This is a genomic window from Nicoliella sp. ESL1106 (genome assembly GCF_058509965.1).
The window spans coordinates 1,499,161-1,512,208 of the sequence record NZ_CP196340.1 but is presented as its reverse complement, the minus strand read 5'-3'; the positions used below and the strand labels follow the sequence as shown (position 1 = coordinate 1,512,208).

The 13,048-nt window shown below is 38.0% G+C and carries 16 protein-coding genes; 15 read left to right on the top strand and 1 reads right to left on the bottom strand.

The features are described from left to right. Positions 1-48 precede the first annotated feature (48 nt). From dnaX to tsaD, 13 genes are all read left to right on the top strand, one after another. Positions 49-1,959 carry a DNA polymerase III subunit gamma/tau gene (gene dnaX / locus ACSVI6_RS06580; protein WP_491720677.1) on the top strand — a complete coding sequence of 637 codons (1,911 nt, stop codon included), beginning with the start codon at positions 49-51 and terminating at the stop codon, positions 1,957-1,959. Positions 1,960-1,978: 19 nt separating this feature from the next. Further along, positions 1,979-2,290, top strand: coding sequence for a YbaB/EbfC family nucleoid-associated protein (locus ACSVI6_RS06575; RefSeq protein WP_491719726.1), 312 nt, complete (start codon positions 1,979-1,981; stop codon positions 2,288-2,290). A gap of 18 nt (positions 2,291-2,308) precedes the next feature. Next, the gene (gene recR / locus ACSVI6_RS06570; protein ID WP_491716652.1) at positions 2,309-2,908 is read left to right on the top strand and encodes a recombination mediator RecR; all 600 of its coding nucleotides are present in this window, start codon (positions 2,309-2,311) and stop codon (positions 2,906-2,908) included. 13 nt (positions 2,909-2,921) lie between these two features. After that, the gene (locus ACSVI6_RS06565; RefSeq protein WP_491716651.1) at positions 2,922-3,170 is read left to right on the top strand and encodes a YaaL family protein; all 249 of its coding nucleotides are present in this window, start codon (positions 2,922-2,924) and stop codon (positions 3,168-3,170) included. Positions 3,171-3,269: 99 nt separating this feature from the next. Further along, a complete protein-coding gene (gene tmk, locus ACSVI6_RS06560; RefSeq protein ID WP_491716650.1) occupies positions 3,270-3,914 on the top strand; it encodes a dTMP kinase in 645 nt (214 codons plus the stop codon). Beyond that, the gene (darA, locus tag ACSVI6_RS06555; RefSeq protein ID WP_491716649.1) at positions 3,914-4,240 is read left to right on the top strand and encodes a cyclic di-AMP receptor DarA; all 327 of its coding nucleotides are present in this window, start codon (positions 3,914-3,916) and stop codon (positions 4,238-4,240) included. Before tmk ends, darA begins: the two co-directional genes overlap by 1 nt. Next, a complete protein-coding gene (gene holB / locus ACSVI6_RS06550; RefSeq protein WP_491716648.1) occupies positions 4,240-5,265 on the top strand; it encodes a DNA polymerase III subunit delta' in 1,026 nt (341 codons plus the stop codon). Before darA ends, holB begins: the two co-directional genes overlap by 1 nt. Positions 5,266-5,290: 25 nt before the next feature. Continuing rightward, positions 5,291-5,635, top strand: a complete 345-nt coding sequence (locus ACSVI6_RS06545) for a DNA replication initiation control protein YabA (protein ID WP_491716647.1) — start codon at positions 5,291-5,293, stop codon at positions 5,633-5,635. A 17-nt stretch (positions 5,636-5,652) separates the two neighbouring features. After that, a complete protein-coding gene (rsmI, locus tag ACSVI6_RS06540; protein ID WP_491720676.1) occupies positions 5,653-6,540 on the top strand; it encodes a 16S rRNA (cytidine(1402)-2'-O)-methyltransferase in 888 nt (295 codons plus the stop codon). A gap of 9 nt (positions 6,541-6,549) precedes the next feature. Beyond that, positions 6,550-7,299 (top strand): acyl-[acyl-carrier-protein] thioesterase, encoded by a 750-nt coding sequence (locus tag ACSVI6_RS06535; protein WP_491716645.1) that lies wholly within the window; start codon positions 6,550-6,552, stop codon positions 7,297-7,299. Positions 7,300-7,381: 82 nt separating this feature from the next. Beyond that, positions 7,382-8,095: a tRNA (adenosine(37)-N6)-threonylcarbamoyltransferase complex dimerization subunit type 1 TsaB gene (gene tsaB, locus ACSVI6_RS06530; RefSeq protein WP_491716644.1), complete on the top strand. Its 714-nt coding sequence runs from the start codon at positions 7,382-7,384 to the stop codon at positions 8,093-8,095. Further along, positions 8,079-8,678 carry a ribosomal protein S18-alanine N-acetyltransferase gene (gene rimI / locus ACSVI6_RS06525; protein WP_491716643.1) on the top strand — a complete coding sequence of 200 codons (600 nt, stop codon included), beginning with the start codon at positions 8,079-8,081 and terminating at the stop codon, positions 8,676-8,678. Before tsaB ends, rimI begins: the two co-directional genes overlap by 17 nt. A 33-nt stretch (positions 8,679-8,711) precedes the next feature. Further along, a complete protein-coding gene (tsaD, locus tag ACSVI6_RS06520) occupies positions 8,712-9,725 on the top strand; it encodes a tRNA (adenosine(37)-N6)-threonylcarbamoyltransferase complex transferase subunit TsaD (RefSeq protein WP_491720953.1) in 1,014 nt (337 codons plus the stop codon). A gap of 45 nt (positions 9,726-9,770) precedes the next feature. On the opposite strand, the gene ACSVI6_RS06515 is transcribed toward tsaD, so the two are convergent. Next, a complete protein-coding gene (locus ACSVI6_RS06515; RefSeq protein ID WP_491719720.1) occupies positions 9,771-11,732 on the bottom strand; it encodes an ATP-binding cassette domain-containing protein in 1,962 nt (653 codons plus the stop codon). 171 nt (positions 11,733-11,903) lie between these two features. Here ACSVI6_RS06515 and ACSVI6_RS06510 point away from each other — a divergent pair, with 171 nt between their 5' ends. Further along, positions 11,904-12,536: a redox-sensing transcriptional repressor Rex gene (locus tag ACSVI6_RS06510; RefSeq protein ID WP_491716641.1), complete on the top strand. Its 633-nt coding sequence runs from the start codon at positions 11,904-11,906 to the stop codon at positions 12,534-12,536. A 211-nt stretch (positions 12,537-12,747) separates the two neighbouring features. After that, on the top strand, positions 12,748-13,032 hold the full coding sequence (gene groES, locus ACSVI6_RS06505) for a co-chaperone GroES (protein WP_491716640.1): 285 nt from the start codon (positions 12,748-12,750) through the stop codon (positions 13,030-13,032). Positions 13,033-13,048: the final 16 nt, after the last annotated feature.

Genomic DNA, 13,048 nt, shown 5'->3' with positions numbered 1-13,048 from the left:
TGTTAATAGTTGTTTCGTTATCGTTATCATTATTAGGAGGAAAAGTAGATGAGTTATCAAGCGCTGTACCGAGTTTGGCGGCCCCAACGTTTTGCCGATTTAGTTGGCCAACACGTTATTACTGAAACGTTAAAGAATACCATTATTACGAATCAAATTAGTCATGCTTACCTATTCTCTGGGCCCCGTGGAACTGGTAAAACATCTGCTGCCAAGATTTTTGCAAAGGCTGTTAATTGTCCGAACGTAAAGGATGGTGAACCTTGTAATGAATGTAAAATTTGTAAATCCATTACGAATGGGACCTTAAATGATGTAATTGAAATCGATGCCGCTTCTAATAATGGGGTTGATGAAATTCGAGACATCCGTGATAAGGCCAAGTATGCGCCAACTGAAGCAACATACAAAGTTTATATTATCGATGAAGTGCACATGCTTTCTACGGGGGCCTTTAATGCCTTGTTAAAGACATTAGAAGAACCTCCTGCTAACGTTATTTTTATACTAGCGACGACGGAGCCCCATAAGCTTCCAGCTACGATTATTTCTCGGACCCAGCGATTTGATTTTAAACGGATTCAACCTAAGGATATCTTAGAACGAATGGAATATATACTGAATCAAAAATCAGTAAAATATGACGATCGTGCTTTGAAGGTAATTGCGAAGGCAGCTGAGGGTGGAATGCGGGATGCCCTGAGCATTTTAGATCAAACGATGTCATATGGAGATGATGTTGTTACCTATGATAATGCGCTGCAAGTTACTGGCAGTGTTACTACGTCTTTACTATTTCAGTACGTAAGTGATGTTTTTAATCAAGATGTGAAAGCTGCGCTAGTTTCTGTTCGTAAAATTATGGATGAGGGCAAAGATGCTGGGCAATTTATTGAAGACTTGATTAGTTATTATCAAAACATCCTTCTTTATAAACAAGCTCCTGAAATGCTATTAGAACAAGAGTTAGGGATCGTTAATGACCAGTTCAAACAATTAGCTGAGCGGGTAGATTCGAATATTATTTATCAAATTATTGAAAATTTGAATGATATCCAACAACAAATGCGGTATACAATGCACCCAGATGTTTATTTAGAGGTGCTAACGGTTAAAATTGCAACGTTAAGTCAAAATAATGCGTCTAGTTCTGTCGAACACAATGAAAATGACCAACATCTAATTCAAAATTTGTCTGTTCAGATCAATGACTTAAAACAACAGATCAATCAACTTAAGCAACAACAAATGCAGCAATCGCAAAATAATCAGAATTCACAACCTGTAAATGCTGCCTCGACTAACAATCAACAGAATAATAAAATAGATGTGAATCAAAAAACAATTAAGGTGAACTTGAGTAAAATTTATCCTATTTTAGATTCAGCCACTAAGGAGGACTTAGTCCGCGTGCGCAGCGCTTGGACTGAGTTAGTCCAAAAGATGCCGATTATTTATAAATCTTTACTTAGTATTGCTACCCCAGTAGCTGCCAGCAGTAGTGGAGTTGTGGTATCATTTGGTTATGATTTCTTTTACCAACGGGCAGTTAATGACCGCGAATTAGATGATATAATTGGTAAAGGCTTTAATCAATTTATTGGGTATACTCCTAACTTGGCATATGTGTCAGAGAACCAGTGGCCTAAAGTTAGGCATGACTATTACACTCGTAGTGGGGTAATGCCTAATGAAAATTCTAACCCTAGTTCTGCAGCTCCCAAAAGTGCTGCAGTAAAGGATGATTTAAAGCCTGCTAATGATTCGCTAAAATCATCAGATGCTGATGACAGTGTTGATAATTTAGCACATCAAGATTCGCAAGTTGCTGCCACCGTTCAGCAATCAAGTTCGAATTCAGAATCGCAAGTCGCAACTGAGTCGGATTCGAATGCTGACGTTGTTGAAAAAGCGATCAAAACATTTGGTAGTGATATTTTAGATATTAAAGATGATTAATTAAAGGATGGTAGATAATATGATGAATGGAATGAACATGAACAAAATGCTGAAGCAAGTTAAAAAAATGCAAAAGCAAATGGGTGCAGAACAAGAAGAATTGAACAAGCAAGAATTTATTGGCTCTGCTCCTGATGAAATGGTCAAAGTTACATTTACTGGTGATCGTAAGATGACTGACATGCAAATTAACCCAGAAGTAATCGATCCTGAAGATCCAGACATGCTGTCAGACATGGTATTAACTGCTGTAAACGATGCGCTTGGTAAAATTGATGACGCAACTCAAAGTACCCTTGGTAAATACACTAAGGGTATGCCAGGAATGTAAAATAAAGAAGGAATTTAAATGCAATATCCAGAGCCAATTGCAAAACTAATTGCTAGTTATATGCATCTGCCAGGAATTGGACAAAAGACTGCCGTTAGATTAGCCTATTTTACTGTTAACATGAATAAGGATGACATTGCTAATTTTGCGGAAGCACTTACTGAAACAAAGGATAAACTAACTTATTGTTCGATTTGTGGGAACTTAACCGATGAAGATCCATGTGAAATTTGTCAAGATCCAAATCGTGATCAAACCAAAATTTTAGTAGTTGAACAACCTAAGGATATCATGACGATGGAGCAGATGAAGGATTATAATGGCCTTTATCACGTCTTAGGTGGGGTTTTATCTCCCTTGGATGGCACTGGTCCAGATGAACTAAACGTTAGTTCATTGATCAAGAGACTACAATCGAATGAAGCCGTTAACGAAGTGATTATTGCTACCAATGCAACTCCCGAAGGAGAAGCAACTGCAATGTATCTTTCCAAGTTGATTAAACCAGCTGGAATTAAGGTAACTCGTTTAGCTTATGGACTTTCAGTGGGAAGCGATATTGAGTATGCTGATGAGATGACTTTGTTTAGAGCCGTTCAAGGTCGAACCGAAATTTAGGGGCGAATTATTTATGTTTGGTAGAAAGAGCAGTGCACAAAAGAATAAAATGCAATATGATCAAGAATTATTGGATTCAATTGACGAAGCAAAGTCTGAATGGTCACGGGCTCAAGAAACCCAAAACGCAATTTCAGAAGTGGATGACGAAATTATTGCTCAAACCCAACTTGCTCGTTGTAAATATTTGTATCTGTATCGAGAAGCTAGATTCCGAAATGTTCATAATAATCGGATTCAATCGTCGGTATTTGATTATTAAAGGGTCGGAATCACGTTTGTGGTTTTGACTCTTTTTGCTTTGCCAATGAACTTTTAATAAAGTACAATTATAGTTAGAAAACAAAAAGGATAGTTACTAATGAATAAAAATTTTATTACGTTCGAAGGCTCTGATGGGGCTGGCAAAACCACGGTTTTAAAACGGGTTTTTGAAACTGTGCAAAGCCAATTGGATGTACCAGTGATCCTAACTCGTGAACCAGGCGGGAATCGAATTTCAGAAATGATAAGGAATGTAATTTTAGACCGTGATAATCAAGCAATGGATTTCAAAACGGAAGCGTTATTGTATGCTGCCGCTAGACGGCAACATTTGGTGGAGACTGTCATTCCAGCTCTGGAGAAGGGTAAATTGGTTTTAAGCGATCGATACCTGGACAGTTCGCTTGCTTATCAAGGTGGCGGTCGTCAGCTGGGAATCAAACCAGTTTTTGACATGAATCAATTTGCTACCGATGGTTTAATGCCGGGCTTAACGATTTATTTTGATGTCCCGGTTGAAGTTGGTTTAAATAGGATTAGTGCTCATCGAAGTGCCAATGAAGTTGATCGATTGGATGTTGAGACCAAGGAATTTCATTATCGGGTTCATGCTACTTATGAGCAGCTAGTTCATGATTATCCTAATCGAATCATCCGAGTTGACGCAACTAGGTCAATCGATGAAGTTTATGATGCGGTATTAAAAATTTTGCACGATTATCTAAATAGGGGTGACAAATAATGAAATTATTAATTGCAGTTATTCAAGATAAAGATACTAGTGAGCTACAAGAGGCATTTATCAAAAATAATATTCGAGCAACCAAGTTATCTACAACTGGGGGCTTTCTTAAATCAGGGAACACCACTTACATGATTGGAATTGAAGATGAAAAGGTGCAAAAAACCTTAGATATCATCAAGAATATTTCAAGAACTAGAAAGAAATATATGACGCCACCAGTTAATCTAGATGGCGGAGCAAATGAAGGTTCATATCCCGTCAAAATCCAAGTTGGTGGGGCAACTGTAATGATCTTACCAATGGATCAATTTTATCAATTCTAATGGCGATGGAAAAATCAGTTGCTGAGTCCATTATTAAAGAGGCATCTATTAAGCAACCCCAATTAGTTGAACATTTTGCCCAGGTTGTTAGTGACCATGATTTGACCCATGCGTACCTATTTAGCGGGGCGCTAGGAACTGGGAAGTTAGCGGTTGCGTTACAGATTACGATGGCATTGTTTTGTCCCCATCAAAAAGATGGTAGACCTTGTGGTAAGTGCAATGAGTGTATCCGAATTGCCAGTCGGCAGCATCCAGATGTAATGATCATTGAACCAGACGGAGCAAGCATCAAAATTGATCAAGTGCGATTACTAAAGGCTGAATTTACCAAGAGTGCTGTTGAGGGTAATCAAAAGGCATTCATAATCAATGATGCTGATAAAATGACCACAGAGGCTGCTAATAGTCTTTTAAAGTTTATTGAGGAGCCAGTTGGGAATGTATTTTCATTTCTACTTACCAGCAATAAATCACTATTGTTACCAACCATTATTTCAAGAACCCAATTAGTTGAATTTCCTTCAATTTCGCCGACCCTCTTTAGCGAAGAACTCACTAAAGCTGGTATTGATAGTGTATATTTTAACTTAATTATGAAAATGACTAATAATATTGATACTGCCTCTGGGTGGTTTGAAAATAATTGGTTCGCAAAGTTGCAAAATGCAATTAGTCAATGGTTTCTTCAGCTCAACAAGCGCAATCCAGTTGCATTTACAATGGTGCAAACTGATATGATGGCCTTGATTAATAATCAGGATGCAAAGCGAATTACAATCGATATGATGATTGAAGTTTGGCGGGATGTATTAGATATTAAATTTAAAGCAGTTGATGATAATGAACTTAATTTTCCACAAATTAATAGCCAAATTCACCAAATTGCGTTGCAGATTCCTAAGCAAAAGTTGCTCAGTATAATTGAACTAATGCTTAAGAGTAATAGTGATTTAGCAATTAACATTAATTTTCAAAACGTTTTAGAATCAACTACTTTAAAGGTGCTAGATCAGTTGAATTAAACAATTAATAAGGGTGAAATTGATATTGAATAATAAAGAGCTATACAGTGGGTTAAAGAATATGGAGTCTCAAACTCAATCGATGTTGACCCGCTTTTCCGAACTCCGTGAAGCAATGAACGAAGTTTTGGAAAAAAATTCAGAATTAGAAATTGAAAATCAGCATTTGCGTGAATTATTGGAAACACATTCAAATGAAAATCATGATCAAAAAGTACCAACACAGAAAGCAACCAAGCATAATGAGTCCCGCAAGATATTAGAAAAGTTATTTAACGATGGATTTCACGTATGTAATCAATTTTATGGTAAACCGCGTGAAAATGGTGAAGGTTGTATGTTCTGTGATGAAATTATTAACCGAAAATAAGAAAGTTAGGGATTAAATTGCAAGTTCAACACAGTTTTGCTAAACATGATACTGGAACGTTATATCTAGTGCCAACCCCAATTGGCAATTTAGATGACATGACTTTTAGAGCAGTTAAGGTGCTTCGTGAAGTCAATTTAATTGCGGCTGAGGATACACGAAATACCCAGAAATTATTGAATCATTTTGAAATTGAGACTAAGGAAATTAGTTTTCATGAACATAACACAATGGAACGGATTCCAGAATTAATTCAAAAATTGCAATCAGGAATGAACATTGCCCAAGCTAGCGATGCGGGAATGCCATCGATAAGTGATCCAGGACACGAATTAGTGGTTGCTTGTATTGAGGCTAATATCCCAGTCGTTCCATTGCCAGGGGCGAATGCCGGATTAACTGGACTAATTGCATCTGGGTTATCACCACAACCCTTTTATTTCTATGGCTTTTTGAATCGGAAGCCAAGTGATCAAATCGCTGAACTTGAAGATCTGAACCGTCATCAAGAAACGTTCATTCTATATGAGGCGCCACATCGTTTAAGAAAAACCCTTAAGAACATGGCGAGCGTACTTGGTGAAGGAAGACGTGCCGTCTTATGTAGGGAAATTACAAAGCGGTATGAGGATTTTCATAGGGGGACCTTGCTTGAATTATTAGATTGGGCTGCCAACAATAAAATTATGGGAGAATTCGTAATTATTGTTGAGGGCAATTCAGAGGCACAAATCGATGATCATCAAGATGATGAACTGAACGGGCTTTCGATGGTTGAACAGGTCGATTATTTAATTGCGCAAGGTGATAAGCCAAACGTTGCGATTAAGCAAGTTGCTAAGTTACACCAAATTAAAAAGCAAGAAGTTTATAACCTATATCACCATATTGAAAAGGAGGATTGACCATTTATCGTGAGTCGCTTTAGTGAAAAACATCGAATCACTTATTATGAAACTGATAATCAGAATCGAGTTACGTTACCAATGCTCCTTAACATGGCAATTTTAGTTTCTGAGGATCAAAATGAAGAGCTTGGGTTAACCAATGAATTTATTGCATCGTTTGGGGTAACTTGGGTGGTCATTCAATATGATTTAGAAATTAATCATCTTCCTAAGACGGATGAAAATATTACCATCCAAACCCAATCGACATCTTATAATAAATTTTTTGCCTTTCGAGAGTTTTGGATTTTAGATGAGAAGGGCAGTCAGTGCGTTTACATCAAAAGCTTATGGGTTTCAATGAATATTGAACAACGGCGTTTAGCACCGATCCCGCATCAAATTGTTGATCCGTATCATTCTAATGCTGTGAAGTTAACTCCTCGAATTAAAAAGCCACGCAAGATTGAATCATTATCTAATAGTCGCCAGTATCGAATCCGTTATAGCGATATTGATACGAATATTCACGTCAACAATACTCGTTATTTGGATTGGATGACTGATTTATTACCATATGATTTTTTAGTTCAAAACATTCCTGCTCACATTAACCTAAAATATGATAGCGAAGTGCGTTATGGCAACGTAATTGAAAGTAATTATGAACATCAAGAAATTGATGGAACCGTTGTTACGAAGCACGAAATTTATCACAATCAACAATTAGCAGCAATTGCTAATATTACTTGGCAACACGATGGCGAGGTAGATTAAACATCTGGTTCGCTTTTTTTAATGCTTTATAATGGTATATAATAAGCATGATAAAAATTAACAACAATAGGGAGATTATTTTATGAAGGTTTTAGCATTGGATACTTCCAATCGCCCCCTAAGTATCGCGATCTTAGAGGATCAACAAATTTTAGCAACAACGACAACAACGACGCATCAAAAACATGCTCAATACTTACTACCGATTATCGATAATCTAATGAAAGATTGTGGAATGCAGCCCAGCGATTTAGATCGCGTGGTAGTTGCTGATGGTCCTGGCTCTTACACCGGAATTAGGATTGCAACTGCGACTGCTAAGGTATTAGCATTTACCCTAGGGATTAAATTAGTGGGGGTTTCTAGTTTGCAAACATTGGCTTTGAATATCAATATTGAAGGTCAATTAGTGAATCCAGTGTTTGATGCCAGAAATGAGAACATGTTTACTGGATTGTATCGGATTCAAAACGGACGCCCAGTTGCAGTGATTCCTGATCAACACGTTTCATTATCCCGTTGGTTGAGTAAAATGGAGGCCTATCAAAATGAATCGATTATTGGATTAGGTGATGCTAATCATTTTAACGATCGCTTGCCTGCTAATTTTACGATGATTAATAATTTAGATAACCTTCCTCAAGCTGCAAACCTAGGACTATTTGGCGAGACTTTACCACCAGTTCAAGACATTGATACGTTTGTTCCTAATTATTTGAGATTGACGAAAGCAGAAGCCGATTGGCAAAAACTACACCCAAAAGAGGATTCAAGTTCATATGTTAAAAAAGTTTAAGCAATGGTACCATAGCCTATTTTTAAAAAGTGAAGCAGTATTTCGTGAACAACAAATTGCGGTTAAAAACCATACGATTGAAATTAAAAATGTTAAGTACTTTATTGGAAGGGCCATGGTTACAGATACCCCAGAGTTATTAAAGATTGAAAAATCTGTTTATGACGGCAAAACTCCATGGAATTACAATACGATGCTAAGGGAACTTAAGCGTGATCAAGACCGTTTATACTTAGTAATTAGATATCATGATCAATTGGTTGCATTCATTGGTTGTGCAATGTTTGATAATAATAAGGAATGCCATATTACGAATCTAGCGGTTCAAAAAGAATTTCAACATCGGGGGCTTGCATATTACTTGTTAACGGTAATTATTAAAAAAGCGCGTCGCATTGACTATTCAAAGATCACGCTAGAAGTGAGAAGTAGTAATTATCGTGCTCAGCATCTTTATGCTGATTTAGGATTTAAACGTTCAGGCATTAAAAATAACTACTATATTGATAATCAAGAAGATGCCATTGATATGACGCTAGATATTAGTGAAATTGATAATAGCCCAATTAATTATGGATTATAATTTGGAGGAATAATTTTGAAGCGTAATTTAATCATGTCATTTGAGTCTAGTTGCGATGAAACTAGTGTCGCAATTATTGCAGATGGCAATCAAATTCTTTCTAACATCGTGGCCACACAGATCAATAGCCATAAACGATTTGGTGGCGTAGTTCCAGAAGTTGCTAGTCGTCATCATATCGAAGAAATTACCATCTGTATTCGTGATGCGATGCAAGAGGCCAATGTTACCTATGATGATTTAGATGCCGTGGCCGTTACCTATGGGCCTGGATTAGTAGGTTCGCTTTTGATCGGGGTGACTGCTGCTAAGATGGTTGCGTGGGCTCACCACCTTCCGTTAATTCCAGTCAATCACCTCGCGGGGCATATTTATGCTGCTCGCTTTGTCGAACCAATTGAATTTCCAACCCTTGCATTAGTCGTTTCTGGTGGCCACACTGAATTGGTTTACATGCCCAAAGAGGGCCAGTTCGAAATTATTGGTGAAACGCGCGATGATGCCGCTGGTGAAGCCTACGATAAAATTGGTCGGGTGTTAGGGATTAACTACCCCGCCGGCCCTACTGTTGATGCGATGGCAGCCAAGGGTAAGGATACATTTAACTTTCCACGAGCAATGGATAAGTCATCTAATTATGATTTTAGTTTTAGTGGGTTAAAGAGTGCCTTTATTAACACTTACCATCACGCAGAACAAGTAGGTGATAAGTTGAATCATGATGACCTGGCAACTAGTTTTCAAAATGCGGTCGTAGATGTTTTAGTAGATAAAACACTGCGGGCGTTGGAGAACTACCCAGTCAAACAATTGATCTTAGCAGGAGGAGTAGCTGCCAACAATGGACTGCGGACACGCTTGCAATCAGCAATTGATCAACTACCAAATACGAAATTAATAATGGCGCCACGTAAACTATGTGGTGATAACGCTGCGATGATTGGTGCAGCTGGCTTTATTATGTTTAAAGAAGGGCGTTTTGCAGGCCTCGATTTAAATGCTGACCCGAGCCTTGAGTTTGAATGGGCTCCTGATGTAGCTCAATAAAATTCAAAAAGGACTGAATCAAAATTTTTGATTCAGTCCTTTTATTTACTCATTATTTAAATCTTCGAGTTCTAAACTTAGTTGAGTCCACTGATCTGATAGTTTTTCATTTTGGTGGTTGACTTGATCGAGATTCTTTTGGAGTTCCTCAAGTTCACTAATCTTTTGATCAGCAGCTAGTTGGGCCATTCGATCCTCGATTTGAGCGTGTTGTTCGCTGAGCTTGCCCATTTGTTCCTCAATTTCGCTGATTTGGCGTTCTAATTTACGCCGTTGCTTTTGGTCTTGCTTACTCTTTTGGTAATCGACCTTGCCCTTCGATTCGGTGGGTTGAACCGCTTCGGGATGTTCAGCAGCTAATTTAGCGGCCTCGTGTTGTGCTTGGGCGATTTGATCTTCCTTTTTTTCGATATAGTAATCATAATCCCCTAGGTATCTTTCTGATCCTTCAGGGGTAATTTCAATAATTTCGCTAGCAACTTGGTTAATGAAGTATCGATCGTGTGAAACGAACAGGATCGTCCCATCAAATTGCTTCAATGCATTTTCAAGAACTTCGCGACTTTCAATGTCCAAATGGTTAGTGGGTTCATCGAGAATTAAGAAATTATCGTGATCCATTGATAATTTGGTGAGCATCAAACGCGCCTTTTCACCACCAGAAAGGTTACCGACGACTTTTTCAACGTCATTACCAGAAAATAAAAAGCTCCCTAAAATGGTTCTGATGTGGCCTTCTGGAGTAGTAGGGTAGTCGTCCCAAATTTCATTTAAAACGGTTTTATTACTGTGTAATGAAGTCTGTTTTTGATCGTAGTAGCCAATGCTGACTCCGGTCCCGAATGAAACGGTCCCCGCTAATTTTGGTAGCTTGCCTAAAATGGTTTTTAATAGGGTCGACTTACCAACCCCGTTGGGTCCGATAATTGCGATCGATTGGTGCTTTTTTTCGTCAATGTTAATTGGACTAGCTAGAACCTGATCATCATAGCCGACCGCCAGATTCCGAACGGTTAAAACGATGTTACCACTGGGCTTTGCTTCTGAGAATCGAAATTGAGCGACCTTATTATTATCAAATGGTTTTTCGAGCTTTGGCATTTTTTCTAATTGTTTACGACGTGCCTGAGCACGGTTAGTAGTCGATGCCCGAACGATGTTTTTATCAATAAAGTCCTGCATTTTTTTAATTTCAGCTTGCTGTTTTTCATACGCATGGAGCCGTTCAGCATAGCGCGCTTGTTTTTGCTTCACAAAGCTAGTGTAATCACCTTTGTAATATGTTAGCGTTCCGTTATCCAAGTCATAGACTTCATTGACTAACTTATCCATGAAGTAACGGTCATGTGAAATGATCAAAAGCGAACCAGGATAGTTTTGGACGTAGCCTTCCAACCATGTGATCGTTTCAACATCTAAGTGGTTGGTTGGTTCATCTAAAATAAGGAGGTCGCGTTTTTCAAGGAGCAGTTTCGCTAATGCAAGTTGGGTTTGTTGCCCACCTGAAAGAGAATTAACGGGTTGTTCGTAGAATGATTCTCCAAAACCAAATCCGTTTAAAACCGCCTTGATTTCAGCTTTATAACTGTACCCATGATTAGCGGTAAAGTTAGCCTGAATCGTGTCGTATGATTTAGTGACTTCTGCTAGTTTTTGTGGATCTTGATTAACCTGTTGATCACTCATTTGTATTTCTAACGCGTGCATCTTGTGTTCCGTTTTAATTAATTCGGCGAACACGCTTAACATCTCATCCCAGACGTTTCGTTCTGAATGAAGACCCGTATTTTGTGAAAGATAGCCAATTGTAAGGCCGTTTTTTTCAGTAATCTTCCCTTCGTCGATGCTTTCTTCACCAATAATCATTTTAACTAGCGTTGATTTACCGGCTCCATTGCGGCCAACGAGCCCGATTCTAGCATGATTTTCAATATTCATATTAACATTTGTGAAAATTGGCACACCATCGAATCTTTTGGTTACGTTATTTACTTGTAAGATTTGCAAGTCCTCACCCCTTTATATTATAGTAGTTTAAGGATAATTTTATCATAATTTACATATAATATGAAATTATGAAAATCGATATAATTGATTAATATTTCACAAAGTCTTTTTTTATGATAAAATAATCTGGAAACGTTTTTTTATGAACGAAAATGCCGGGAGGAAAGACTTATGGCTGAAAATAAAATTCCACGGGCAACCGCAAAAAGATTGCCGATCTATTATCGATACCTTACGATTTTACACGATTCAAACGTTGAACGAATCTCATCAAATAAATTCGCGGACGCAATTCAAGTGGACTCTGCTACGATTAGAAGGGATTTTTCCTATTTTGGGGCGCTTGGTAAACGTGGCTATGGTTATGATGTTGAGAATTTATTGAATTTCTTTAAGCGGATTCTAAATGAAGACCGTTTGACTAACGTTGCATTAGTCGGGGTCGGAAACTTTGGACAGGCACTACTGAACTTTAATTTTCATCGTGATAGCAACGTTAGGATTGCTGCTGCCTTTGATACTAAGGAGCGAATGATTAACACCATTCAAAATGGGGTCCCCATTTATTCATATGAAGAAATGGTTCAACAATTAAGGGATCAACAGATCAAGGTCGTTATTTTAACGGTGCCTTCTAAAGTGGCCCAAGAAGTTTGCGATAATGCCATTAAAGCGGGGGCGGAGGGCTTTCTTAACTTCACCCAGGTCCGTCTATCAACTCCCGAGAACGTAACGGTGCAAAATGTTGATTTAACGAATGAGTTACAGACCTTGATTTACTTTATTGAACATTACATTAAGTAAACCTTTAGATTCAAGATTCCTAGTTTTAAATCATCGCATTATTAATCTGATTTCGATAAAATGTTCATGCAAAGTTGCATGAGCGTTTTTTTATTTGGGCAGCGGTCAAAATGTTTGCAATTAAAATTAAAAGAATATATATTAAAGATAACAATTAGCACTGACATAGTTCAAGTGCTAAATTTATGTAAACTTAATTGGAGGGATTAATGTGTTAAAGCCATTAGGTGATCGTGTGATCGTTGAAGTTGAAGAGGAAAAGGAAAAGACAGTCGGCGGGATTGTCTTAGCAAGTAATGCTAAGGAAAAGCCCCAAACTGGAAAGGTAGTCGCTGTCGGTGCTGGACGGATCTTGGATAACGGAGAGACAGTTGCACCAGCAGTTAAGGAAGGCGAAACCGTTCTATTCGACAAGTACTCTGGCACTTCCGTTGACTACGAAGGCCAATCCTACTTAGTTTTACATGAAAAGGATTTAGTTGCAGTTGTCGACTAATTAATAAATTAAAATT

Excerpts from the sequence above, each read along its gene's own strand:
- dnaX (WP_491720677.1), top strand. The coding sequence starts at position 49 with ATGAGTTATCAAGCGCTGTACCGAGTTTGGCGGCCCCAACGTTTTGCC.
- ACSVI6_RS06575 (WP_491719726.1), top strand. The coding sequence starts at position 1,979 with ATGATGAATGGAATGAACATGAACAAAATGCTGAAGCAAGTTAAAAAA.
- recR (WP_491716652.1), top strand. The coding sequence starts at position 2,309 with ATGCAATATCCAGAGCCAATTGCAAAACTAATTGCTAGTTATATGCAT.
- ACSVI6_RS06565 (WP_491716651.1), top strand. The coding sequence starts at position 2,922 with ATGTTTGGTAGAAAGAGCAGTGCACAAAAGAATAAAATGCAATATGAT.
- tmk (WP_491716650.1), top strand. The coding sequence starts at position 3,270 with ATGAATAAAAATTTTATTACGTTCGAAGGCTCTGATGGGGCTGGCAAA.
- darA (WP_491716649.1), top strand. The coding sequence starts at position 3,914 with ATGAAATTATTAATTGCAGTTATTCAAGATAAAGATACTAGTGAGCTA.
- holB (WP_491716648.1), top strand. The coding sequence starts at position 4,240 with ATGGCGATGGAAAAATCAGTTGCTGAGTCCATTATTAAAGAGGCATCT.
- tsaB (WP_491716644.1), top strand. The coding sequence starts at position 7,382 with ATGAAGGTTTTAGCATTGGATACTTCCAATCGCCCCCTAAGTATCGCG.
- rimI (WP_491716643.1), top strand. The coding sequence starts at position 8,079 with ATGTTAAAAAAGTTTAAGCAATGGTACCATAGCCTATTTTTAAAAAGT.
- tsaD (WP_491720953.1), top strand. The coding sequence starts at position 8,712 with ATGTCATTTGAGTCTAGTTGCGATGAAACTAGTGTCGCAATTATTGCA.
- ACSVI6_RS06510 (WP_491716641.1), top strand. The coding sequence starts at position 11,904 with ATGGCTGAAAATAAAATTCCACGGGCAACCGCAAAAAGATTGCCGATC.